The 22020-nt window shown below is 67.4% G+C and carries 24 protein-coding genes and 1 tRNA gene; 15 read left to right on the top strand and 10 right to left on the bottom strand.

Features of this window, described 5'->3' with window-relative positions; translation table 11 throughout:
• Positions 1-24 precede the first annotated feature (24 nt).
• From IE187_RS13170 to IE187_RS13120, 11 genes are all read left to right on the top strand, one after another.
• Positions 25-1350, top strand: a complete 1326-nt coding sequence (locus IE187_RS13170) for a flagellar hook-length control protein FliK (protein WP_189676602.1) — start codon at positions 25-27, stop codon at positions 1348-1350.
• Positions 1351-1369: 19 nt separating this feature from the next.
• The gene (locus tag IE187_RS13165; RefSeq protein WP_133191000.1) at positions 1370-1963 is read left to right on the top strand and encodes a flagellar basal body-associated FliL family protein; all 594 of its coding nucleotides are present in this window, start codon (positions 1370-1372) and stop codon (positions 1961-1963) included.
• A gap of 3 nt (positions 1964-1966) precedes the next feature.
• On the top strand, positions 1967-2935 hold the full coding sequence (locus IE187_RS13160) for a flagellar motor switch protein FliM (protein WP_133191002.1): 969 nt from the start codon (positions 1967-1969) through the stop codon (positions 2933-2935).
• The gene (fliN, locus tag IE187_RS13155; protein ID WP_133191004.1) at positions 2932-3222 is read left to right on the top strand and encodes a flagellar motor switch protein FliN; all 291 of its coding nucleotides are present in this window, start codon (positions 2932-2934) and stop codon (positions 3220-3222) included. The genes IE187_RS13160 and fliN overlap by 4 nt, the downstream gene beginning before the upstream one ends.
• Before the next feature lie 4 nt (positions 3223-3226).
• A complete protein-coding gene (locus IE187_RS13150) occupies positions 3227-3484 on the top strand; it encodes a flagellar biosynthetic protein FliO (protein WP_010184512.1) in 258 nt (85 codons plus the stop codon).
• Complete coding sequence (fliP, locus tag IE187_RS13145; RefSeq protein ID WP_133191008.1) at positions 3481-4338, top strand: flagellar type III secretion system pore protein FliP; 858 nt, start codon at positions 3481-3483, stop codon at positions 4336-4338. Before IE187_RS13150 ends, fliP begins: the two co-directional genes overlap by 4 nt.
• A 4-nt stretch (positions 4339-4342) precedes the next feature.
• Positions 4343-4612, top strand: coding sequence for a flagellar biosynthesis protein FliQ (gene fliQ / locus IE187_RS13140; RefSeq protein ID WP_133191010.1), 270 nt, complete (start codon positions 4343-4345; stop codon positions 4610-4612).
• Positions 4613-4802: 190 nt separating this feature from the next.
• A complete protein-coding gene (gene fliR / locus IE187_RS13135; RefSeq protein WP_189676601.1) occupies positions 4803-5582 on the top strand; it encodes a flagellar biosynthetic protein FliR in 780 nt (259 codons plus the stop codon).
• Entirely contained in the window at positions 5582-6715 is a 1134-nt protein-coding gene (locus IE187_RS13130; RefSeq protein WP_133191014.1) for an EscU/YscU/HrcU family type III secretion system export apparatus switch protein, read from the top strand. The genes fliR and IE187_RS13130 overlap by 1 nt, the downstream gene beginning before the upstream one ends.
• A 54-nt stretch (positions 6716-6769) precedes the next feature.
• A complete protein-coding gene (gene fliD / locus IE187_RS13125; protein ID WP_189676600.1) occupies positions 6770-8296 on the top strand; it encodes a flagellar filament capping protein FliD in 1527 nt (508 codons plus the stop codon).
• Complete coding sequence (locus tag IE187_RS13120) at positions 8293-8697, top strand: flagellar export chaperone FliS (protein ID WP_133191018.1); 405 nt, start codon at positions 8293-8295, stop codon at positions 8695-8697. Before fliD ends, IE187_RS13120 begins: the two co-directional genes overlap by 4 nt.
• A 4-nt stretch (positions 8698-8701) precedes the next feature.
• On the opposite strand, the gene IE187_RS13115 is transcribed toward IE187_RS13120, so the two are convergent.
• The 5 genes from IE187_RS13115 to argH are packed head-to-tail and all read right to left on the bottom strand — an operon-like array spanning position 8702 to position 13301.
• Positions 8702-9652 carry a zinc transporter ZntB gene (locus IE187_RS13115; RefSeq protein ID WP_189676599.1) on the bottom strand — a complete coding sequence of 317 codons (951 nt, stop codon included), beginning with the start codon at positions 9650-9652 and terminating at the stop codon, positions 8702-8704.
• Positions 9649-10416 carry a precorrin-2 dehydrogenase/sirohydrochlorin ferrochelatase family protein gene (locus tag IE187_RS13110; RefSeq protein WP_189676598.1) on the bottom strand — a complete coding sequence of 256 codons (768 nt, stop codon included), beginning with the start codon at positions 10414-10416 and terminating at the stop codon, positions 9649-9651. The genes IE187_RS13115 and IE187_RS13110 overlap by 4 nt, the downstream gene beginning before the upstream one ends.
• Positions 10413-11675, bottom strand: coding sequence for a diaminopimelate decarboxylase (gene lysA, locus IE187_RS13105; RefSeq protein ID WP_189676597.1), 1263 nt, complete (start codon positions 11673-11675; stop codon positions 10413-10415). Before lysA ends, IE187_RS13110 begins: the two co-directional genes overlap by 4 nt.
• 13 nt (positions 11676-11688) lie before the next feature.
• Positions 11689-11934 (bottom strand): hypothetical protein, encoded by a 246-nt coding sequence (locus tag IE187_RS13100; protein WP_133191024.1) that lies wholly within the window; start codon positions 11932-11934, stop codon positions 11689-11691.
• Complete coding sequence (argH, locus tag IE187_RS13095) at positions 11931-13301, bottom strand: argininosuccinate lyase (protein ID WP_229839402.1); 1371 nt, start codon at positions 13299-13301, stop codon at positions 11931-11933. The genes IE187_RS13100 and argH overlap by 4 nt, the downstream gene beginning before the upstream one ends.
• 16 nt (positions 13302-13317) lie before the next feature.
• On the opposite strand from argH, the gene IE187_RS13090 reads away from it, so the two are divergent.
• Complete coding sequence (locus tag IE187_RS13090; protein WP_189676595.1) at positions 13318-13878, top strand: TlpA family protein disulfide reductase; 561 nt, start codon at positions 13318-13320, stop codon at positions 13876-13878.
• Positions 13879-14049: 171 nt separating this feature from the next.
• Here the strand turns inward: IE187_RS13090 and IE187_RS13085 are convergent, their stop codons facing one another.
• Genes IE187_RS13085 through IE187_RS13075 form a run of 3 tightly spaced genes read right to left on the bottom strand, consistent with a single transcriptional unit; the run spans position 14050 to position 17815 of the window.
• Positions 14050-14436 (bottom strand): YdbL family probable chaperone protein, encoded by a 387-nt coding sequence (locus IE187_RS13085; RefSeq protein WP_189676594.1) that lies wholly within the window; start codon positions 14434-14436, stop codon positions 14050-14052.
• Entirely contained in the window at positions 14436-14672 is a 237-nt protein-coding gene (locus tag IE187_RS13080) for a YnbE family lipoprotein (RefSeq protein ID WP_189676593.1), read from the bottom strand. Before IE187_RS13080 ends, IE187_RS13085 begins: the two co-directional genes overlap by 1 nt.
• Positions 14669-17815, bottom strand: a complete 3147-nt coding sequence (locus IE187_RS13075) for an intermembrane phospholipid transport YdbH family protein (RefSeq protein WP_189676592.1) — start codon at positions 17813-17815, stop codon at positions 14669-14671. Before IE187_RS13075 ends, IE187_RS13080 begins: the two co-directional genes overlap by 4 nt.
• A gap of 148 nt (positions 17816-17963) precedes the next feature.
• On the opposite strand from IE187_RS13075, the gene IE187_RS13070 reads away from it, so the two are divergent.
• Positions 17964-18755, top strand: a complete 792-nt coding sequence (locus IE187_RS13070; RefSeq protein WP_189676591.1) for a sulfotransferase family 2 domain-containing protein — start codon at positions 17964-17966, stop codon at positions 18753-18755.
• Between the two features lie 58 nt (positions 18756-18813).
• On the opposite strand, the gene IE187_RS13065 is transcribed toward IE187_RS13070, so the two are convergent.
• Positions 18814-19584: a right-handed parallel beta-helix repeat-containing protein gene (locus IE187_RS13065; protein ID WP_133191034.1), complete on the bottom strand. Its 771-nt coding sequence runs from the start codon at positions 19582-19584 to the stop codon at positions 18814-18816.
• Positions 19585-19932: 348 nt separating this feature from the next.
• A tRNA-Gln gene (locus tag IE187_RS13060) sits at positions 19933-20006 on the bottom strand.
• A 172-nt stretch (positions 20007-20178) separates the two neighbouring features.
• Here IE187_RS13060 and IE187_RS13055 point away from each other — a divergent pair.
• Entirely contained in the window at positions 20179-21294 is a 1116-nt protein-coding gene (locus tag IE187_RS13055; RefSeq protein WP_189676590.1) for a Ppx/GppA phosphatase family protein, read from the top strand.
• Positions 21291-21962 carry an RlmE family RNA methyltransferase gene (locus tag IE187_RS13050; protein WP_133191036.1) on the top strand — a complete coding sequence of 224 codons (672 nt, stop codon included), beginning with the start codon at positions 21291-21293 and terminating at the stop codon, positions 21960-21962. Before IE187_RS13055 ends, IE187_RS13050 begins: the two co-directional genes overlap by 4 nt.
• Positions 21963-22020 lie beyond the last annotated feature (58 nt).

Below are 22020 nucleotides of genomic sequence, written 5' to 3'. Positions count from 1 at the left end.
GTTTGCGGCCTGCCCGGAGTTCCGATGATCGATCCTCTGCCCGCTTTGCCCTCCCCCGTTGCCATCGGCCCGACCGCCAGTGCGGCCAAGGCGACAGCGCGCGCGCATCCAGCGCGATTCGGACAAACGCTCGCGTCCTTCCTCGATTCGCGGGCCGCCACGCACGATCGCGGTGCCGGCACACCGCGCGAGGACGACCGGCACGACGCTGCCGCCGACGGCAACGCCTTGCCGAGCAAGACCGCTTCAGCCGACGCCACGCCTCCGATCTGGATGGCGCCGCCGTCCCCGCTTTCCGCGCCCGTCGTGATAGCCGAGCTCGCGCCACCTGCTGACGGCCAACTCGTCGGCGGCATAAGCTCGCCGGCGCCGACGCCGACCCCAGTTCCGCCATCTACAGCCGCGGGACCAGCTGCGCAGACAATCGCCGACAGTACCGGCGCGATCGTCGCGCTGACGCCGCCAGCCTCCACGCCGCACACCACCGCTGCGTGGTCTAGCCCGCGGACCGACAGCCAGCCTCGCCCCCTGCCGGCGCTGGCGGATATGCCCGAGCTATCCGGCACGCTCGCGGCAACCGGCGCACCCACCAACCAAGACACGCGGCTGGTTCTGCCACCGCTCGATCCGGCGATCACCGCCGCGCTCGACACTGCGCTCACGCGCGCGGCGGTGGCGCGACAGGACGCGGCGTCGCCCGCTCCCGCCACCGCAGACGCCCCCCAACCGCTCGCACTCGCTTCGTCGGGGCCGGCCGACGCGGCGGTCATCGCGAGCGCCGTGCCACAACCCGCCGGGCGCGTGTTCGCCGCCGCGCTCGCCACCGCCTGGCGCGATCGCGCCCAGCGCAGTGGCGATCCCGAGGCATCCGCCGGTACGATGACGCCGGGCGTCGGCGCGCCGACGCACGCGGGCGACGCGGCGAGCGTACCGGCTGCGGGAAATGCCGGCCAGTCCGGGCTCGATCTCACCCGCGACACCGGGCTGCAACGCATGATCGAGCATATCGAGACGCTGCGCGACGATGCCGACGCGCGCGACACGCGGATACGGCTCGTCCCCGATGCCCTGGGCAGCGTCGATGTCGCGGTGCGGCAGGTCGGCGACCGCGTCCATGTCCACTTCACCGCCGCGCAGGAGGCGACGCGTGCGCTGATCGCCGATGCACAGCCGCGACTGAGCGAACTCGCCGCCGCGCGCGGCGTGCGGATCGGCGACACCAGCGTGTCGGCCGATTCGGGTAGCGGCACCGGCGCCGCGCCACAGCCGCGCCCCGCCCCATCCATCACGCCAGCGCCGCGCGCGCTGGCTGAAGAGACCCAAACCCCATCCGACGCTCGCGTCGCATAAGCTTTGAAGGAGTCAGATCATGAGTGAGACCGTCACGGAAACCCCCAAGAAGAAGAAGGGCGGGATGATGAAGATCATCCTGCTCGTGGTCGGCGCGCTCGTGCTCGTCGGCGGCGGCGTCGGCGGCGCGCTGTACGCGATGAACGCCGGACTGATCGGCGGTGGCAAGGGCGCGGCCGAACCGAGCGGCCCGCGGCTCGTCCCTAAAACCGAGCAGAAGCGTGCCGGATCGGGCGAAGGCGGCGAGGCCAAGGAAGGCGGCCACAAGCCCCCCACGGGCACCGGCGGCGACAAATATGCCTCCAATTATTACGCGATGGACAAGGAGTTCACCTCGAACCTCCAGGACAGCGTGCACTTCGTCCAGGTCGGCATCGCGGTGTCGACTCCGTACGACGATACCGTCGTCGAAAACATCAAGACCAATGAAATCGCCGTTCGCTCGGCGATCCTGATGGCGCTTGGCGACACTACCGAGGAGCAGGTTTTTTCGAGCACTGGCAAGCAGTTGCTCCAGCGTCGCATCGCCAAGGCGATCAACGACACGCTCAAGCAGAAGGAAGGTTTCGGAGGCGTTGGTAACGTTTACTTTACCAATTTTGTTGTTCAGTGAGGCATGGTTAACGAAGGCCTTCAGCACGCACCAAGCGACCGGCGCGAACGTCCGCGCCGCGAGGCCGCGCATGCGACGCTCGGGGCCGCCAATCTCAACCCGTTCGGCGATCTGCATACGGTGCAGCATCTCTCGGCGCGGCTCGCGCGCGGGGTGCGCGCGGTGTTCGAGCCGCTGCTGCGCCGCGAATGCCGCACCTGGGCCGAGCCGCTCGTCGTTCAACGCCTCGCCGATTACCGCGCGGAACGTCCCGACGGGCTGACCGCATGGCTGCCGCTGACGATGGCGTCGGCGGGCGCGCTGCCCTCGGGCCAGGCGCTCGCGGTGCTCGACGGGCGCTTCGTGCTTGAACTGCTCGATCTGTTCTTCGGCGGCACCGGCGCGGTGGCCGGCGATATCGGCAGTGAATTCACGCCGGCCGCCGAGGCGATGATGACGCGGCTCGGCGCGATGCTCGCGCTGCCGATGCAGGCGGCGTGGGAACCGCTCGCGCGGATCGAGTTCACCCCCGGCCGCGTCGAGGCGAACCCGTCGCTGATCCCCGAACTCGATGTCGAGGATGCCGTGGTGATCACGCGCTTCGGGATCGCGGTCGGGACGGCCAAGCCGGTGTTTCTCGACCTGCTCTATCCGGTCGCGGCGTTGAAGCCGCACGGCCCGTCGCTCACCGGCAAGGTCCACAAGACCGCCGAGCCCGATCCCGCGTGGCGCAACAGTCTCACCCGCGCGGTGATGGACGTGCGCTTCGAGGTCCGCTCGGTGCTCGCCGAGCCGATGGTCTCGCTCCAGCTGCTGATGGACCTCAAGGCCGGCGACGTAATCCCGATCACCGTCGGCCAGGACGTGCCGGTGATGATCGGCGGCGACCGGCTCGGGGCGGGGACGGTCGGCACGTCGAACGGCAAGGCCGCGATCCGGCTGACGACAATTTCGAACGATTTAGAACGTGATCTCAGGGGTGGACTGCAATGAGCGAGATGAGCGGCGGTTTCCCCGTCGATACCAGCCTGGCGGCCAATTTCCGGCTGCTGCAGGATGTCGACGTCAAATTGACCGTCGAGATCGGCTCGACCTCGCTGACGCTGCGCGAATTGCTCGCTTTGGGCGAGACGAGCGTGATCGAGCTCGACCGCCAGGCCAATGAACTGCTCGACGTGCTCGTCAACGGCACGCTGATCGGGCGCGGCGAGGTGGTGATGGTCGGCGACCATTTCGGTGTGCGCATGACCGAGCTGGTCAGCCCAGAAAAGCGCGGGTGACGCCATGATGTGGTCGTACATCCTCAAGCTCGTCGTGCTGCTGCCGCTCGTCTGCGGGCTGATGATCGGGTGCCTCTATGCGTGGCGCAAACTCGAATCGCGCATGCCCGGCCAGCCGTCCAACCGGATGCTGAAAGTCGTCGAGACGATGATGATCTCGCCGAGCGTGCGCGTCGCGGTGCTCGATTTCGAGGGGCGCAAGCTGCTCGTCTCGGTCAGCCGCACCGGCGTTGCGCTGCTCGATCGCGGCGACGGCAAATGAGCGTGCGCGTCGTCCGCAAGGGCTCGGGCCCGGCGCTCATTCGCACGCCTGCGCCGCGCGTCGCGCCGTGGGGCAAGATCGCGCTCGTCGTGCTCGGCATCCTGTTCGCGCTGATCGTCGCGCATCCCGCCTTCGCGCAAGCCGCACCGCTCGCCACGCCGCCCGCGCCCGGCGCAGGTGACGCGGCGGACCGCGCGCTGAAGGATCTCGGCGGCGGCAATGCGCCGCTGGCGCTGTCGCTGCAGCTGCTCATCGTCATGGGGCTGCTGACGATCCTGCCCGGCATCCTGCTGATGATGACAAGCTTCACGCGGATCATCATCGTGCTGTCGATCGTCCGCCAGGCGATGGGGCTGCAGCAGACCCCGCCCAACCAGGTGCTGATCGGGCTCGCGCTGTTCCTGTCGTTCTTCGTGATGGCGCCGACGATCAACCAGATCAACGCAAGCGCGATCCAGCCCTATGCCGCCAACAAGATCGGCGCGACCGACATGATCAAGGCGGCGGGCGTGCCGCTCCACGCCTTCATGACCAAGCAGACGCGCAAGAAGGACATCACGATGTTCGCCGGCATCGCCAAGAGCGGACCGTACCAGAATGCCGAGCAGATCCCGTTCTCGGTGCTGCTCCCCGCCTTCGTGACGAGCGAGCTCAAGACCGCGTTCCAGATCGGGTTTCTCGTGTTCCTGCCGTTCATCGTGATCGATCTCGTCGTCGCGACCGTGCTGATGTCGCTCGGCATGATGATGCTGTCGCCGACAATCATCTCGATGCCGTTCAAGCTGCTCCTGTTCGTGCTGGTCGATGGCTGGGCGCTGACGATGGGCTCGCTTGCCAACAGTTTTGTGAACTAGCGCGATGGACGCGGACTATTTCCTGACGATCGCCAACCAGACGATGTGGGTGCTCGCGCTCGCCTCGGCACCGATCCTCATTCCCGCTTTGTTGGCTGGGCTGATCACCGGCATGATCCAGGCGGCGACGTCGATCAACGAGCAGACCTTGTCGTTCGTGCCCAAGCTGCTGGTGGTGGCGGTTTCGCTGCTGGTGTTCGGCAGCTTGATCATCGGGCTGCTGTGCGATTTCACGCTCGGGATCTTCGAGCGGATCCCGGACCTGGTGCGATGATCACCGTGGGGGGGCGCTCTTCTGCTCCCCTCCCGCTTGCGGGAGGGGCTGGGGGAGGGCCTGTCACAAGCGCTTCGCATGGTTCCAGGTCATTCCCTCCCCTAACGCAGTTCGAGGTGAACGATGCCCCGCATCGTTCAGGTCATGCCGGGGGCATGACCGACCTCGAACTCGCAAGCGGGAGGGGAATTTGAGTCCCTTAGGCTTCGGCCTGTCGATCGAACCGCAGCTCTGGGCGTTGATCTTCGTGATGGTCCGCGTCGGTGCTGCCTTCGTCGCCGCGCCCGTGTTCAGCGCCGTCGCGATCCCGCTCGTCGTTCGCGTCACGCTGTCGGGCGCGATCGGCGTGCTCGTGCTGAGCGTCCACCCGATCACCCCGCCCGAACACGTCTTCGCGCTGGCCACGATCCTCTCGGTCGCCGCCGAAGCACTGGTCGGGCTAGCGCTCGGCTTCGTGCTGCAGATTGCGTTTGCCGCTCCGATGATCGCGAGCGAGCTGATCGGCACGTCGATGGGGATCGGCTTCGCCTCCGCCATCGACCCGCAGAACGGCAAGTCGACCCCGGCGCTCGGCCAGTTCTTCTCGATGATGCTCACGCTGCTGTTCCTCAGCGTCAATGGCCACCTGATTCTCGTCGAGATGATCGTGAAAAGCTATGTCGCGCTCCCGCCCGGCGGCGCCTGGCTGAAACCGCAACAGCTCGAGAACATCGCCTTTTTCGGCGGCTATACCTTCCTCGCCGGGCTCCTGCTCGCACTTCCGGTCGGCTTCCTGCTGCTCTGCCTCAACCTCGTCGTCGGAATGATCTCGCGTTCGGCACCGTCGCTCAACCTGTTCGCGGTCGGGCTGCCGGCGAGCCTTGCGGTCGGCGTCGTCGCGCTCGCGCTCGGCTTTCCGGCGATGGGCGATTACCTGCTCGTCATCATCGATGAAGGCCTGGCTGCGACACAATCGCTGGTGCTCGGCTGATGGCAGACGAATTCGGCGAAAAGACAGAAGCACCAACCGCCAAGCGCAAACGCGACGCGGCCGAAAAGGGCGATGTCCTCAAATCCCGCGAACTCGCGACGGCGCTGATGATGCTCGCCGGCTGCGGCTGGCTCGCCTTCATGGGCCCGTCGCTGGTCGGCGCGTGCAAGGACGTGATGACCGCGAGCTTCGCGTTCGATCACCGCGATATCGAAGATTTCTCGCCCTTCCGCCCGCTCGTCCAAAGCGGCTGGAAGCTCGCGCCGTCGCTCATCTCGCTGCTCGCGATGACGATCGTCGCGGCGATCGTCAGCCAGGCGGGGCTCGGGCATCTCAGCTTCAACGGATCGCTGCTCGCCCCCAAGGCGTCGCGGATCAACCCCGGCGCGGGATTGAAACGGATTGTCGGGCCGCAGGGCTGGATCGAGCTTGGCAAGTCGCTGCTCAAGGTCGTGCTGCTCGGCGCGATCGGCTGGCACATGCTCGATCAAGTCGCGCATGCGACGATCGGGCTCGCCTCGACCAATATCGGCACCGCGGTCGGCGTGCTCGGCAGCACCTTTACCGGCGTGCTGTTCGCGATGGCGGGCGGGCTCGTCGTGATCGCCGGGATCGACGTGCCGCTGCAGATCTTCCAGCTGCTGCGCAAATTGCGGATGTCGAAACAGGATCTGCGCGACGAGCATAAGGAGAGCGAAGGCTCGCCCGAGGCCAAGGGCGCGATGCGCCAGCGCCAGCGCGAGATGTCGAAACGCTCGATGCGCAGCGCGGTGAGCGAAGCGCACGTCATCCTCACCAACCCGACGCATTTCGCGGTCGCGCTGCGCTACAATCGCGAGACCGACCAAGTCCCCGTCGTCGTCGCCAAGGGTCGCGGCGTGATCGCGCTCGCGATCCGCGAGCTCGGTGCCGAGGCGCGCGTGCCCGTGCTCGAATATCCCTCGCTCGCTCGCGCGGTCTATTACACCAGCCGCGAGGGCCAGGAGGTCCGCGACGATCTCTACGTCGCGCTCGCGACGATCCTCGCCTTCGTCTTCGGGCTCAACAGCCAGGCGGGCGCCGCCGCAGTGCCGCCGTCGGTCCAGGTCCCGCCAAGCGCGCGCTTCGATGAGAATGGTGTGAAACAAAGCTAAATTTTCGAGGCGTTTCGTCGTTCTTCCAACTGAGCGCTTTTCCGGGACGATGATATGGTGACGACCACCGCGACCACTCCGACGACCTCGACCGCCACGGTGTCGGGCTCGTCGATCCTGACCTCGCTCGGTGCCGGGTCGGGGGTCGATACGGCGAGCCTGATCAAGTCGCTGGTGAGCGCACAATTCGCCGCGAAGAACGCCTCGCTCAGCGCGCAGGACACCGCGCTCACCGCACAGATTTCCTCGGTCGCCAAGGTACAGAGCGCGATCACCAGCTTTGCCTCGGCGCTGACCTCGCTCGTTACCGGCGGATCGCTCGCATCGCAGCCGACCAGCTCGGACGCGTCGGTGCTGACGGCAACCGCGCTGCCCGGCGCAAAGCTGGCCGGTCTGTCGACGCAGGTGACCGTCAACGCGCTCGCCACCGCCCAGACCGCGATCGCGGGTTTTCCAAGCGGCGCGCCGACCTTCGACGCGGGCACGCTGACGCTCACCTTCGGCACGGCGGCCGACAGCGCGGTCTCCTCGCTCACCACTTCATCCGCTCCGATCCAGATTGCGATCGCTCAGGGCGCCAAGCTCACCGATGTCGCTGCGGCGATCAATGCGAGCGGCAAGGGTCTCACCGCGAGCGTGGTGACCGACGTCAACGGCGCTGCATATCTGTCGATGAAGGGGCCGACCGGAACCGCACAGGCCTTCACGTTGAGCGGCACTGGCAACCTGTCGCAGTTGAACGTCGGCGGCGGCAGCGGCACCGCCGCCGCGAGCATCAACAGCAATGCCGGCAATGCCAATCTGACCGTCGACGGCGTGAGCGTCGAGCGCACGAGCAACACGATCAGCGACCTTGTCGCCGGGGTGAAATTGACGCTCACCGGCGTCTCCCCCAGGACCAGCACGACGACGTCCAGCGGTACCACTTCGGTCGCCAAGCCCGTCTCGCTCGGCAGCACGACGCCGCGCGACGGGATCGCGCAAGCCGTCACCGATTTCGTCACGACCTACAACCAAGTGCTCGCCGAGCTGAAGACCGAAACCGACCCGGCGACGGGCCCGTTGCGCAGCGATTATAACGCGACCAACTTGCTGCGCTCGCTGCGGGGCCTCACCGTGACGCCGCTGTCGAGCGGGGGCGCGGCGGGCGATCCGGTCAATCTCGCCTCGATTGGTGTCGCGACCAACAAGGACGGCACGCTCAGCGTCGATTCGACCAAGCTCAACACCGCCTTGCTCAAGACCCCTGCCGCAGTCGAGGCGCTGTTCGCCAACGGCACCGGCGCGACCGGCGGCGGCCTCGCCGCCGCGCTCAACGCGATCACCAGCGCGGCGACCAACAACAAGGTCATCGTCAACGGCCAGGCCCAGAGCACCGGCCTCGTCGGCAGCACTGCGCTCTACACCGCCAAGCTCGCCAAGGTGAACGACGCAGAAGCACAGGTGACGACCGATACCGCCGCGTATCAAGACCGCCTGACCAAGCAATATGCCGCTTCCGACGCGATGGTCGCAGCCTATAAGGCGAGTGCCAAGGCGTTGCAGTCCCAGATCGACCAGTGGAACAAGACCGGCGGATGAGCGTCGCTTATGCCACGGCCTTCGGCCGCAATCCCGAGGCGACGTATCGCCAGATCGAGCTCGCCGGGCAAACCGCCGAGGCCGATGGGCCGGCGTTGGTCCAATTGCTCTATGACGAAGCGATCCGGGCCTTGCGCGGCGCCGCCTGGGCGGCCGAGCACGGCAATTACGCGATGAAGAGCGACAAGGTGACGCGCGCCACCGCAATCCTCTTCGCGCTCGAGGCCGGGCTCGATTTCACCGCGGGCGGCACCGTCGCCCCGGCGCTCGCCAAATTGTACGGCGGGGCGCGGCACACCGTCGTCACCGCCGCGATCGGCCAGGATCCGCGGCCGTTCCGCGATGTTGCCGACACGCTCGATGAAATCGGCCAGGCGTGGCGCGCGGTGCGCGCGGCCTGATCCGTCAGCCGAACCAGCGCTTTACCGAGAAATAGCCGATGATGCCGACGGTGATCGCGATGCAGATCCCGCCGATCACATCGAACGCCCAAGGCTCCTTGGCGAAGGGCAGTCCCTCGACATTCATCCCGTACAGGCCGGTGAGGAAGGTCAGCGGGAGGAAGATCAACGCGACGATCGAGATCAGCAGCGAGCGCGAATCGATCTGTTCGGCGCGCAAATCGGTCAGCGCCTCGTGCATCAGCGCCGAGCGCTCGCGGATCGATTCAAGTTCCTCGGCCATGCGCGCGGCGCGATCGGCGGCGGAGGCGAGATGCAGCCGGTCGTCATCCTGCAGCCAGTCGCACGGCAGCGATGCCAGCTTCTCGAGCGCGGCGCGCTGCGGCGTGAGGAAGCGGCGATAGCCGATCGCGGCGACGCGCACCTTGGTGACGTTGCGGCGCAGGACGAACACCCTGTCGGCGTCGAGATCGGCCTCGCAATCATCGAGGCTGTCGCCGAGATCGGCGACTTCGGGGTCGAGCTCCTCGGTAATCGCCACCGCAAATTCGGCGATGAGGTCGCCCGGGTCGCGGATCGTGCCGCCTTCGATCTGCTTGGTCACGTCGTCGACGGCAGTCAAAGAGCGCCGCGTCACCGAGATCACCCGCCCCGCCGTCGCCCAGATGCGCAGCGAGGCGAGCGGGTCCGATGTCGTCATCGCCTCGTTCGAGCGGCCGCGCAAATTGAGGATCGCGCCATCGCCGAGCGCTTCGCAGCGCGGCCGCGATTCGCTCGTGGTCAACGCCTCGACGACATAGTCGGGAAGCTTGGCGACGTCGCCCAGCCATGCCTTAGCTTGCTCGTTATTGCTGGTGAGATGCACCCAGACCAGATCGCTCGGCGTCTCGAGCGCGTTCTGGATATCGATGCGTTCGGCCGTGCCGTCGGCCACCCGGTACGCAAACCCGCTCATTCCATCTCCACCCACAGCGTCAGTCCTGGTTCGCGCGTAACGGGCGGCGCGTCCGAAACGATCCGCACGGCGTCGGCGCGCGATCGATCGAGGATCGCCGCGGGCGCGTGGGGCGGCGCGTAAATACGGTCGGCGAGCGCGAGCGCGCGCGCTTCGCCGAGCGTCAGATCGTCGGGGTCGGCCGAGCGCAGCCACAGCGTGACGAGCCGATCGGTCGGCGCGGCGGGCGCCGTCAGCCACGTCTCGACGGCATCGGGCCCCGCCGCGAGCGGATCGAGCACACCGCCTTGCGCAAACGCCGCGCCGAGCGCGCGCCGGCGTGTGTCGAGCGCGGGCAACGCCAGCCGGATCGCCGCGCGCAAGGCATAGAGCCGGTCGGCGAGCGGCCCGAGCGTCGCCGGGAGCAGCCCCTCGAGGCGTTGCCGCAGCGCCGCCGCGAGGCCAGCCGATGCACCGCCGGTGCCGATCGCGATCAGCACCGGGCTGCGATCGATGATCGCGGGCAGCGTGAAATCGCATTTATCGGGCCGGTCAACCGCATTGACGAGCACACCGCGCGCTTGAAGCCGCGCGATCGCCGCCTGCGCTTGCGCTTCGTCCTCGATCGCGACGATCGCCAGGGCAGCGCTCGCCTCCTCGCCGACGATCACCGCGCCGGCGCGTTCGAGCAGTCGCCGTTTCGCATCGGCGGGCTCGCCCTCGCCGAGCAGCATCACCGGGCGGCCCGCCAGCCGCACGAACAGCGGCAGGCTGTGCAGGCTCACGCCTTCAACCAGTCCGGAATGCGCTCGGCGGCAAGGATCGTCTCGGGCAGGATTCGATCGGCGACGACCGCGAAACGATCGCCATCGACGAGCACTTCGGGCACAAGCGCGCGGCTGTTATACGTCGACGCCATCGTCGCGCCGTACGCGCCGGCGGTGCGGAAGATCGCGAGATCGCCGCTCTTCACCGTATCGATGTCGCGCGCCATCGCGAAGGTGTCGCCGCTTTCGCACACCGGGCCGGCGATATTGGCGGTCATCCGCGCGCCGCTCGGCGACACCGCCTCGAAATCGTGCCACGCATCGTACATCGCCGGGCGCGCGAGATCGTTCATCGCGGCGTCGACGATGACATACGGGTTGATCGCGCCGGGCTTGACCCAGATCACCTTGGTCAGCAGCACGCCGGCATTGCCCGCAATCACGCGGCCGGGCTCGAACATCAGCCGCACGCCCCACCCCTTAGTGACGCGCGCGACCATCGCGCCATATTCGGCCGGGCTCGGGAACACCTCGCCCGCGCGGTATGGCACGCCGAGCCCACCGCCGAGATCGACTCGCTCGATCGGGTGGCCAGCGGCACGCAGCTCGGCGACGAGCGCGCCGATCCGTGCATAGGCCGCCTCGAGCGGGGCGAGCTCGCTCAGCTGGCTGCCGATATGGATCGCCACGCCGCGCAGCGCGAGGCCCGGCAATCCGGCGAGCCGCGCGAAGATCGCCGGGGCCTGGTCGATCGGCACGCCGAACTTGTTCTCGCGCTTGCCCGTCGAGATCTTAGCATGCGTCCCGGCATCAACGTCGGGATTGACGCGCAGCGTCGCATCGGCGCGCATCCCGCGCGCGGCGGCGAGCCCGGCGAGGACGACGCCTTCCTCTTCAAGCTCGAGATTGAACTGGCCGAGCCCGACATCGAGCGCGGTCGACAATTCGCCGACGGTCTTGCCGACGCCCGAAAAGACCACGTCCTTCGCCGGGATTCCCGCCGCCAGCGCGCGCGCCAGCTCGCCGCCCGACACGACATCGGCGCCATAACCCTCGCGCGCGAGCACGCGGAGCACGGCCAGGTTGGGATTGGCCTTGATCGCATAAGCGAGGTGGACATCCCCCGCCGGCGCCAGCCCTTCGCGAAACACGCGCGCATGGCGTTCGAACGTCGCGGTCGAATAGACATAGACGGGTGTGCCGACCGCTTCGGCGATCGCCGCGAGCGGCACGCCCTCGCAGTGCAGCGCGCCGTCGACGAGCGAAAAATGATCCATCGAATGAAGCCTGTCAGTTGGGAGGCGGAAGGCTGAACTCGTCGCTCCGGCGTTCCGCGGAATTGGTGAGAACCTCGTCGCTGCGCATCGGCCGTTCCTGATTGGTCGGTTTGAGCAGCTCGGCGGGGGTCGGCGTCTCTTTCGCGCCATATGGCGCGACGGGGAGCGATCTCCCCTCGGCCGGTTTCAACCCCGACGCAGCGCCACACCCGGCGAGCAACAGCGCCGCGCAGAACCCCAGAGCCAGACCGTGTTTCATGCCGTTTCCCCCGTGCGTGCCGCCGCGATCGCCGCGCGGACGCGGCTGGGTGCAGTGCCGCCGAAACTCACGCGGCTGGCGACCGAGGCATCGACCGACAGCACGTCGTAGACGCGCTCGTCGATTCGGCCGTCGATCGCCTGCAATGCGGTCAGCGGGAGCGCATCGAGCTTGAGCCCGAGCGCTTCGGCGCGCGCGACCGCCTGGCCGGTGATGTGATGCGCCTCGCGGAACGGCACGCCCGCTTCGCGGACGAGCCAGTCGGCGAGATCGGTCGCGGTGGCGAAACCGGCTTCTGCAACGTCGCGCATCCGTGTGGTGCGGAAGGTCGCGCTCTCGACCATCCCGGTCATCGCCGCGATCGACAGACCGAGCAGATCGTGCGCCTCGAACACCGGTGGCTTGTCGTCCTGCATGTCCTTCGAATAGGCGAGCGGCAGGCCCTTCATCGTCACCATCAGCGACGTCATGCAGCCGAGGATGCGCCCCGCATGGCCGCGCACCAGCTCGGCGGCATCGGGATTGCGCTTCTGCGGCATGATCGAGCTGCCCGTCGACCATTGATCCGACAAAGCGACGAAGCCGAACGGCTGCGACGCCCAGAGCACGAACTCCTCGGCGAGCCGCGAGAGGTGGAGCGAGCATTGCGTCGCGCAGGTCAGATATTCGATCGCGAAATCGCGGTCGGACACGCCGTCGAGCGAGTTGCGCGTCGGGCCATCGAAACCGAGCGCCGCCGCGGTCATCTCGCGGTCGATCGGGAAGCCCGTGCCCGCGAGCGCCGCCGAGCCGAGCGGCGACAGGTTCATCCGCTTGCGCGCATCGGCGAAGCGGCTGCGGTCGCGCGCGATCATCTCGTGATACGCCATCAAATGATGGCCGAGCGTCACCGGCTGCGCGCTCTGCAGATGCGTGAAGCCCGGCATCACGCTGTCGGCATGTTCCTCGGCGCGCGTGAGCAGTGCGTCCTGGAACGCGGCGAGTGCTGCCTCGACCTCGTCGATCGCGTCACGCACCCACAGCTTGAAATCGGTCGCGACCTGATCGTTGCGCGAGCGTGCGGTGTGCAGCCGCCCCGCGACCGGCCCGATCGCCGCGGCGAGCCGCGACTCGCTCTGCATGTGAATATCTTCGAGCGCCATGTCCTCGGCGACACCATGCGCCTCGTAATGGGCGGCAACTACATCAAGACCCGCGGAAATCGTGGATGCATCGGCAGGCGAAACGATTCCCGTCGCACCCAGCATCGCGACATGCGCCTTCGACCCGGCGATGTCCTGCCGCCAGAGCCGCTTGTCGAACGGGATCGAGGCATTTATCGACCGCATGACCGCGGCCGGCCCCTCGGCGAAGCGCCCACCCCACATCGCATTGGACGTGCCCATGTTGTTTCGCTCGGTGATCGCTTCGGTCCTGCTGCTCGTGCTAGCCGGGTGCGATAAGCAAGTCTCGTCCAACGGGCAAGCAGAGGTCGCCGCGAACAGCACCGCAACCGCCGCCGCTACGCCCCCCGCCGAGACCAGCAAGATCGACCGAAGCCACAAGGGCGAGGCCGCGCCGACGCTCGGCTTCGAGGATCCGGCGGGCAAGAAGACGACGCTCGCCGCGTTCAAGGGCAAGCCCGTGCTCGTCAATCTGTGGGCGACGTGGTGCGGCCCGTGCGTCAAGGAAATGCCGACGCTCGACCAGGCCGCCGCAAGCATCGCCGTCGCGACGATCAGCCAGGACAAGGACCGCCCGACCGTCGCCGCCTTCTTCGCCAAGGAAAAGTTCACCCGGCTCCAGCCGTATCTCGACAAGGAGCTCGGCTTCAGCCTGGCCTATAACGCCAGCCTGCCGATGAGCATCCTGTTCGATTCGGCCGGCAAGGAAGTGTGGCGCAGCACCGGCGGGATGGACTGGACCAGCGCTGTCGCCAAGGCGGCGCTCGCCGAGGCGAAATAAGCGGCGCTACGACCCACTCCGCCTCGGCGTGATCACCCCACGCCGTTCGGGCTCCGCATGTCGAAGCCCTGCTCGCAATAGACAGGGTGCCCCCTGGCGAGAGGAGCCCTTCGACAGGCCCAGGGCGAACGGGGTGATGGTCGAGCGCGCCTGAAACCTTGTCGTCGCGCCTCAGATGCAGCGCGAATCGCGCTCGGGGGCAGCGGCGCCGCGCGTCTTCCACTGGCCATCAGGACCCTTGTACTTCTCGCCCGGCGCAGTCTGGCCGATCAGATTGCAGCCGCTGGTAAAGGCGAACTGCTCGACCGTCGCGCCCGAGCTCGCGCTCTGCTGCGTGTACGCCGCCTTGCGCTGGATGTTGATGCTGTTGACCATCGCGCGCACTTCGGCGCTGACGCTGCCGACCACGCCGAGATAGCCGTCGGGCTGCTCGCCGACCTCACCTGCGGCGCGCGCCGCCTGATAGGCCGGGCTGCGCTGCGCCAGCGCCGCGGTCGCGGTGCCGATCAGGGTGATGGCGGCAAGCGGGGCGGCAAGGCTGGTGAAAATGCGTGTCATCAGAAAATCCCCGGTTGTGCCTGGATCAAACTCTTGGCCTGACCGTCGAGACGGTAGACGACTTCCTGCGTGACGCTGATGTTGAGGTTGATCACGATCGGCTTGTCGGGCGCGCTCACGGTTACGCACGCGCTCTGCGCCAAAGCGGCCACCACTATCGCGGCCATCGTCATCGTCCTCGTCATCATGCGCGTGGTCGGTCGATCCTCGGTCTTCGTCAATGCTGTTTCGTTCATGGCACGATCCTGCTGTCGGAAGGCTGAATGGGGGTAGGCGGCTTGGCCCGCTTGGTCTGCTCCTCGAGCAGCGTCGGCAGGTTGCGTTCGATCAGCCGGCGCGGGTCGTAGAAGCTCTGCGCCGAATCGATCAGCTGGCGGAAGGGCGCGCTGATCCGCACGTTGAAGATCAACGGCAGCTTCTGCAGTCGGTCGAACAGGAAATTGCGCTTGGCGCCCGCCCCCTGCCCGATCCCGGCAAAGCGCACCTCGGTAATCATCTCGCCGGCGAGCGGCCCGTTCATCACGATCTCGAGGCTGCGATAGCGCAGCGATTTGAGCGCCTGGAACGCGAAATTGCCCCAGAAGCCGACATCCTTCTGCGTCACCTCGCCGACATAGGCGACCGTGCCGCCACCGGGCCGCACGGTGAGCCTGCCCTGCGCGATCCGCCCGCCGGTCGAATCGAACACCATCGGCAGCGCGCCGTCGAAGATGCCGGTGGCGTTGAGGTTCTTGAAGTCGAACTGCTGGAGGAACTGGTCGGCGCGCATCCCATCGACGCGGAAGGTCATCCGCCGCTCCTGCGCCTTGTCGAAATCGAGCAAGGTCGGCTCGAGCGTCAGCGTGCCCCCGGCAAACGGCCAGCGCCCCTGCTCGACCGCGATCCGCGTGCCGCGCAGCAATCGATAGCGCACCACGCCGTCATTGACCGCGATCCCCGGGTTGAGCGTCTTGATCGTCGCGACTTGCCCCGGCGCGCTTTCGAGCGCGAGCAGATCGGTGAACCGGACTTCGCCCTTGATCCCCGTCGCCGGGCCGAATGCCGCCGCAAGATCGGTGCCGGGGGTGCGGAACACGCCGTCACTCGTCACGCCCTGCGGCGTCCAGCGGATATGCCCCTCGCCATTCACCGACCCGACGACGTTGGCGATCACGCCATAGGTCAGCCGCGTCAGCGCATCGGGCTGGAATTGCGGACCGAAGACGATGCCGGGGACAGTCAGATCGGCATGCCCTGCCCCGGCGCCAAGATCGTGCGCGATCGTGACGTCGGCGACCTTGACGCTCTTGCTCGGCTCGAACAACGTGCCGCGTGCCGCGATCCGGTTGTCGGCGAGCGTCAGCGCGACACTGCGCGCGGCGAGCGGATGGAAGCGCGCGTCGGCCGCGCTGTCGGCGACCATCAGGCCCCCATCGAGCGCCAGCACGTTCGCGGCAAAGCGCCAGCGCCCGGCCGCCGACGAAAGCAGCAACGGCACCGCACCGATCTGTCCGCTCGCCCCATCGAAACTGCCCGCAAGGGACCCAGTCGCGAGACTTCCGCCTAGCGTCGCGACGTCGAGCCGCGTCACCCGCTCGGGCGCGCCCAACCGGACGCCGAGCCCCGTCGCCGCAAAGCGCCGTGCGCCGAACAGCCATTCGCCGTGCTGCAGCGTCACGCCGATCGGCGCGGAACCGAGCCGCCCGGCGAGGCGGATCGGTCCGATCGTGCCGCCACCCCGCACCGCGCCCTGTTCAAGCCGCAGCAGCGCGCCGTCGCGCGGGCACAGCGTCACGCTCGAGCGCGGCAGATCGAGCCCGCCGACCGCCAGCCGCTCGAACGCCAGCGGCGCGCAGGCCGGATTGAGCGTCAGCCCGGCGCGCCCGTCCCAGCGCGCGTCGAGCGGGAGGCTGAGCGCGGTGACCTGGCCAGTGCCGAGCGGCCCGCTGAGTGCGGCGCGAGTCGTGATATGCGTCGCACCGCTGGTGGTCGCGCTAAAGTCGATCGGGGTCAGCGCGAGCCGCGCAGCACCGGCGGCATACGGCGCGATGATCGCCCGCCCAACCAGCGGCGCGCCAAACCCCGCCTGGCGCACGCGGACGCTGGCGTCGGGCAAGCCACCGCCGCCGAGCGTAACGGTGCTGTCGATCCGCACGCCGCCGGGCCAGCGGTAGAGCAGCCCGCTCCCGCCAGCGAGCGTTGCCCGCGCACCCGACGCCGCCGCAAAGGCGAGCCGCGAGACGATCACTTGCCCGCGCCCGGCATTGAGGATCGTCGAGACGCGCGCATCGACATCGCCCGATCGGCCCGCGGCCTGCAGCGCAGCGACCGCTTGCGCGACGATCGGCCCGACCGGAGTTCCGGTGCCTGCGCCACGAGCCGGGTCGAGCCGCGCGCGCCAAGCTACTGGAAGCCGTGCGCGCGTCGCCTGCGCGCGCCCATCGAACGCGAAACCGCCGTCGGCGTAGCGATAGCGCCCGGCGAGCGCGGTCCGGAGCGCCGCGACGCCCGCCGCCGCGGCGGGCCCCGAGCGCAGATCGAGATCGCCCGAAACATCACGCGCCGAGCCGACGAAATCGACCGACCCCGCCAGCCCGCGCAGCTCAGCGCCGCCATCGAGTGCGGCGATCGCCAGCCGCGCCGATCCGCGCCCGCTGTCGAGCTTGGCGGCAAGCGTCGCCGTCAAATCGGCGCGCGCCGTGGTGATTCGGGCGCCGCCGCAGTCACCGCGCGCGAGCGTGACGGGGCCGGTCAAGCTCGGTTGCGCCGCGCGCACCTGGATTTGCAGCACCGCATCGAGCGTAGCGAGACGGCAGTCGCCCAGCTCGAACGCCGCCGCTTTCGCACCGAGCGTTCCGGCAAAACCGTCGTCGAGGCGCCCCGCCCCGACCACGTGCAGCGCGACCGGGCCGTACGGGGTCGCAAGCGCGATGCGGCCATCGGCGATCTCGGCCTTGATCGCTGGAAGCGCGAACGGCTTGCCCGACGGCGCGGGCAGCAGGCGATCGATCGTCCCGAACGACACCTTCCCGTCGGCAAGCGTTGCGCGTATCGTCACACGCCCGACGCGGATCGCAGTGACGCTCGCGCCCGAAACCCACAGGCTGGTATCGACCTCGACCCAATCGGCCAGCAGATCGGGACGGCGTGGATCGCCGATGCGGACATTGGTCAGCCGCTGCGTGCGAAACCCGATCTGCGCGATCTCATAGCGCGCCGGAATGCCGCGCGCGGCGAGCGCATCGTCGATGAAATGCTCCGCCACGGGTTTGCGCGCGAGCCACGCTGCGCCGAGCAATGCGAGAAACACAAGGACCGCACCGCTTATCCAGCGCCAGCGGCCGCGGCGGGGAAGGGAAGCGTCCGCAACCGCCGCTGCGCCTGGTACACTGTCGGTCACCCGCTATCCCTATTGCGCGACGCTACCGCTCGCAAGCGATCGCGCTGGCGCTCGGTACGTTGAGGTGTGCGATTGCGCCACCGAGCGCGCCGAAGCTTTGGTCGAATGCGGTGCCGTCCGACAACCCGAAAAATAACAAACCGCAATATTGAAAGATAATACGATCCCTCCTTACTCGGATACTAACCTAAGACGTTCAGATACTTTATCGATTACTTTTTGGAACAATAGTGGCGCGATCGTCACCGATCGGGAATATGCAGGGTTTGAAAATCGGTTTTTGCGAGAATCAGTTCGAAAAACCATCATGATCGCGAGGTGGGCAGTGGCAATTGTTTCCTTCGAGCCGAATTTCATCTTCATCAAAACTCGGAAAACCGCCGGAACTTCGCTCGAGGTGCATCTCGCGGAAGCGTGCGGTCCGACTGCGATCGTCACGCCAATCTATCCCGCCAACCCGCTTCACGCGCCACGCAACTGGACGCATTACTATAATCACATGCCGGCTCGTGAGATCCGGGTCGCGCAGCCGGAGCGATTCGTCTCCGCCTATAAATTCGCCTTCGAGCGGCATCCTGTCGACAAATCACTGTCCTACTACGCGATGCTGCGCCACTCGCCGCACCATTACAGCGCGACCGGACCGCAAAGCTGGCGCGACTATGTCGATCAAGGCGAATTCCCGGTCGACGACGGCCTTTACACCGATGACGATGGCACACTGATCGTCGACCGCCTCTATCGCTACGAGGAACTGGACCAGAGCCTGATCGACATCTCGGACCGGACGGGGCTTCGCCATCGCCCGCTCACGGCCCGCGAGAAGACCGGCTTTCGCCGCGACGATATCCCGAGCTTTGCCGAGGTCATGGCGGATGCGGCGATACGCAATCGGATCCTGCAGGCCTTTGCCTCGACGCTGCGTCATATCGCGTATTGAGCCGCAACCCGCCTGCCTCCACCGCGCGCCGCGATCGGTCGCGGGCCAGCGTCGCCGCTTATTGCAGCGGCGTCGTCGTGGTCGGCGGATCGCCGGTCGGAATGACGTTGTTGCCGAACGAGCGAACCACACCGCCCGACAGGATATCCAGCGACTTGACGCTTCCCAGGATCTGGTCGTTCGCGATGAACACGTCGTTGCCCGCACCGGTGACCTTGACCCCGTCGGTGGTATTCCCAACCAGCAGCGAATTGAACAGCTTCACATGGCCGAAGCCCGGCGTGGAGTTCACGATGATGCCATTGAGGCTTCCGGTCAGCAGGCTCTGATCGACGGTCACTCGCGACTGGTCGACGGTCTGGACCAGGATGCCGGTATCGAAATTGCGGATATCGCAATCGCGGATGAGGACTTCCGCCGCCCGCGTGACCAACACCCCCGACAAAGGCGGCACCGAACCGGCATTCTTGAGCCCTTCGAGGTCGAGCCCTTCGAGGACGACCTTGTCGGTCGCCGCAGCGTTGATGACGATACCGTTCGTACCGGCGACCAGCACCCCGGCTTCCACGCCGACCGCGCGCAGCGTGATCGACTTGGTGATCGTCACGCCACCGAAACCGCCCGAATCGATGACATTGATTTCGCCGCCCGCTGCGGTCTTGGAGATCGCCCCGGCGAAGGTTTTGCACGGCGCCGTGCGCGAGCATGGATTGGCATCGTCGCCGACCCCGGAAATCCAAGTCCGCGTCGCCTGCGCGAACGCCGGGGTGGCACCCGCCAACAGCACCACGACGAGCCAGGCGCAGAGATTTCTAACAGTGCCGCGCATAATCCCCCCGCAAAGACGAGCGTACGCACTGTACAAAGCAAGAGAATGTTTATCACATCCACAGCCAGCACCTAAACACTTATTTTATCGGTATTTCCACAAGCATATTATTAACACGCGTACTTCGGGGAAACGACAGTCGTATACTGGGAAAAAGGTGCGCCTTTCGCCACCTGCCATTCCGTCTAGGAGAATTGCTGCACGCGCGTCGCGACAAACACGCTCCGCTTCCACAGTCCCGCGCCGAGCCTGCACCCACGAAACACGCGGGCAAGCCCGGACAGAGGCTTCGCCAGCGGTCAATTTGATATGCTGGAATGTGCTCCGCTAGACCGAGCGGACAATGGCTGGATGCCCCGTGAGGATTCGAACCTCAATAGGCGGTATCAGAAACCGCAGTCTTACCATTAGACGACGGGGCAACGCCGGGCCGCGATCTACGGGGGTGTGCGGTGGCTGTCAACCGATCGCGTGAACATCCCCCGCGCATCGCTTGCCGCATCTCGGGGCTTGAGCTAGGATCGCCGTCAAGCACCGAACGGCGCGCCATCCGGCGAGCCGCGACGGCAGAACAGAATAAGCGAGTATCACGGCATGGCGGATCGATCGCCGGATGTGCCGTACCGGCAGGCGAAACCTGCCCGTTCGGCGCCGTCCAACGGAAAGCCCCCCGGCAGGCCGCCGCCCGCCAAGCCGCAGGTCGCCAGGACTCCCCCGGCGCGGGGCGGCGCGACGCGTGGTCGCGAACCGCGGCATTTTGCAGCGCTCGACCTCGGCACCAACAATTGCCGCCTGCTCATCGCGCGGCCGCAGGGCGACGGGTTCGCGGTGGTCGATGCCTTTTCGCGAATCGTCCGGCTCGGCGAGGGGCTCGCCGGATCGGGACGGCTGAGCGATGCCGCGATCGAGCGGACGATCGCCGCGCTGAAGATCTGCGCCGACAAATTGCGCCGCCGCAACGTCACGCTGTCGCGCGCGGTCGCGACCGAGGCGTGCCGCCGCGCGAGCAACGGCGCCGATTTCATCGCGCGCGCTTATGCCGAGACGGGGATCCTGCTCGACATCATCACCGCCGAGGAAGAGGCGCGGCTTGCGGTCCTGGGCTGCCATGCGCTGATCGAGCCGGGCGAGGACCCGGCTTTGGTGTTCGACATCGGCGGCGGATCGACCGAGTTGGTGCTCGTCGACACGCGCGCCGAGACGCCGCGCGTGCTCGACTGGCACAGCGCGCCATGGGGCGTCGTGTCGCTGACCGAGAGCGCCGGGCACGGTCCGCCGGGGCAGGATGGCGGCGCCGAAGGCCGCGCCGCGGCTTATGCCAAGATGCGCAGCCTCGTCGCCGAGAGCATGGCGCCGTTCGCCGCGCGGCTGCCGCGCGGGATTGCGGTACCGCGGCTGCTCGGCACGTCGGGCACGGTGACGACGCTTGCGAGCGTCCATCTCGAGCTGACGCATTACGACCGCGCGCAAGTCGACGGGCTGATCGTGCCCGCGACCGCGATGCGACGGATCAGCCGCGATCTTGCCGGCATGGACTTGCGCCAGCGCGCGCAATTGCCGTGCATCGGCACCGAGCGCGCCGATCTGGTCGTCGCGGGGTGCGCGATCCTCGAAACGATCATGGACTTATGGCCGGCCGAACGGCTCGGCATCGCCGATCGCGGAATCCGCGAAGGCATTCTCCGGCGATTGATGGGAAGTACGGCATGAGCAACGACGGCGGCGGACTGCGCGTCCGCGTCAAGACCGCGCGCAAGCGCACCGCGCAATCGACGCGCTGGCTCGAACGCCAGCTCAACGACCCCTATGTGAAGCGTGCCAAGGCCGATGGCTTCCGGAGCCGCGCGGCGTACAAGCTGACCGAGCTCGACGAGCGCTTCGGCTTCTTGAAGGGCAAGCGCCGCGTCGTCGATCTCGGGCTCGCACCGGGCGGCTGGGCGCAGGTCGTCCGCCGCCAAGTGCCCAAGGCGGCGATCGTCGGGATCGATCTGCTCCCGGTCGATCCGATCGAGGGGGTGACGATCCTCCAGCTCGATTTCATGGACGATGTCGCGCCCGAGCGGCTGATGGCGGGGCTTGGCGGCACGCCCGATCTGGTGCTGTCGGACATGGCGGCCAACACCGTCGGGCATCCGCAGACCGACGCCTTGCGCACGATGGGGCTCGTCGAGGCGGCGCTGGCATTCGCGATCGACGTGCTCGCGCCCGGCGGGGCGTTCGTCGGCAAGGTGTTTGCGGGCGGCGCGGATACCGCGCTGGTGGCGGAGATGAAGCGCAACTTCACGACCGTGAAGCACGCCAAGCCACCAGCGAGCCGCAAGGCGTCGAGCGAATGGTACGTCGTCGCTCAGGGCTTCAAGGGTCGCGCAGCGGATTAGCGGTTGCTAATCCGCGGTGCAGAACGGATGCTCACGCCACATCCGCTTCGGCCCGAGG

Source organism: Sphingomonas glacialis (assembly GCF_014653575.1).
GTDB classification, from domain to species: Bacteria; Pseudomonadota; Alphaproteobacteria; order Sphingomonadales; family Sphingomonadaceae; genus Sphingomonas; species Sphingomonas glacialis.
Note: the sequence above shows the minus strand (reverse complement) of the source record. Positions and strands in the feature narration are given on the sequence as shown.

Bases quoted from the DNA above. Each gene is read 5' to 3' on its own strand.
- lysA (WP_189676597.1), bottom strand. From the start codon at position 11,675: ATGGATCATTTTTCGCTCGTCGACGGCGCGCTGCACTGCGAGGGCGTG.
- IE187_RS13100 (WP_133191024.1), bottom strand. From the start codon at position 11,934: ATGAAACACGGTCTGGCTCTGGGGTTCTGCGCGGCGCTGTTGCTCGCC.
- argH (WP_229839402.1), bottom strand. From the start codon at position 13,301: ATGTGGGGTGGGCGCTTCGCCGAGGGGCCGGCCGCGGTCATGCGGTCG.
- IE187_RS13065 (WP_133191034.1), bottom strand. From the start codon at position 19,584: ATGCGCGGCACTGTTAGAAATCTCTGCGCCTGGCTCGTCGTGGTGCTG.
- fliN (WP_133191004.1), top strand. From the start codon at position 2,932: ATGAGCGAGATGAGCGGCGGTTTCCCCGTCGATACCAGCCTGGCGGCC.
- fliD (WP_189676600.1), top strand. From the start codon at position 6,770: ATGGTGACGACCACCGCGACCACTCCGACGACCTCGACCGCCACGGTG.
- IE187_RS13115 (WP_189676599.1), bottom strand. From the start codon at position 9,652: ATGAGCGGGTTTGCGTACCGGGTGGCCGACGGCACGGCCGAACGCATC.
- IE187_RS13170 (WP_189676602.1), top strand. From the start codon at position 25: ATGATCGATCCTCTGCCCGCTTTGCCCTCCCCCGTTGCCATCGGCCCG.
- IE187_RS13090 (WP_189676595.1), top strand. From the start codon at position 13,318: ATGTTGTTTCGCTCGGTGATCGCTTCGGTCCTGCTGCTCGTGCTAGCC.
- IE187_RS13130 (WP_133191014.1), top strand. From the start codon at position 5,582: ATGGCAGACGAATTCGGCGAAAAGACAGAAGCACCAACCGCCAAGCGC.
- IE187_RS13085 (WP_189676594.1), bottom strand. From the start codon at position 14,436: ATGACACGCATTTTCACCAGCCTTGCCGCCCCGCTTGCCGCCATCACC.
- IE187_RS13080 (WP_189676593.1), bottom strand. From the start codon at position 14,672: ATGAACGAAACAGCATTGACGAAGACCGAGGATCGACCGACCACGCGC.
- IE187_RS13160 (WP_133191002.1), top strand. From the start codon at position 1,967: ATGGTTAACGAAGGCCTTCAGCACGCACCAAGCGACCGGCGCGAACGT.
- IE187_RS13165 (WP_133191000.1), top strand. From the start codon at position 1,370: ATGAGTGAGACCGTCACGGAAACCCCCAAGAAGAAGAAGGGCGGGATG.
- fliQ (WP_133191010.1), top strand. From the start codon at position 4,343: ATGGACGCGGACTATTTCCTGACGATCGCCAACCAGACGATGTGGGTG.
- IE187_RS13150 (WP_010184512.1), top strand. From the start codon at position 3,227: ATGATGTGGTCGTACATCCTCAAGCTCGTCGTGCTGCTGCCGCTCGTC.
- fliP (WP_133191008.1), top strand. From the start codon at position 3,481: ATGAGCGTGCGCGTCGTCCGCAAGGGCTCGGGCCCGGCGCTCATTCGC.
- IE187_RS13120 (WP_133191018.1), top strand. From the start codon at position 8,293: ATGAGCGTCGCTTATGCCACGGCCTTCGGCCGCAATCCCGAGGCGACG.
- IE187_RS13050 (WP_133191036.1), top strand. From the start codon at position 21,291: ATGAGCAACGACGGCGGCGGACTGCGCGTCCGCGTCAAGACCGCGCGC.
- IE187_RS13055 (WP_189676590.1), top strand. From the start codon at position 20,179: ATGGCGGATCGATCGCCGGATGTGCCGTACCGGCAGGCGAAACCTGCC.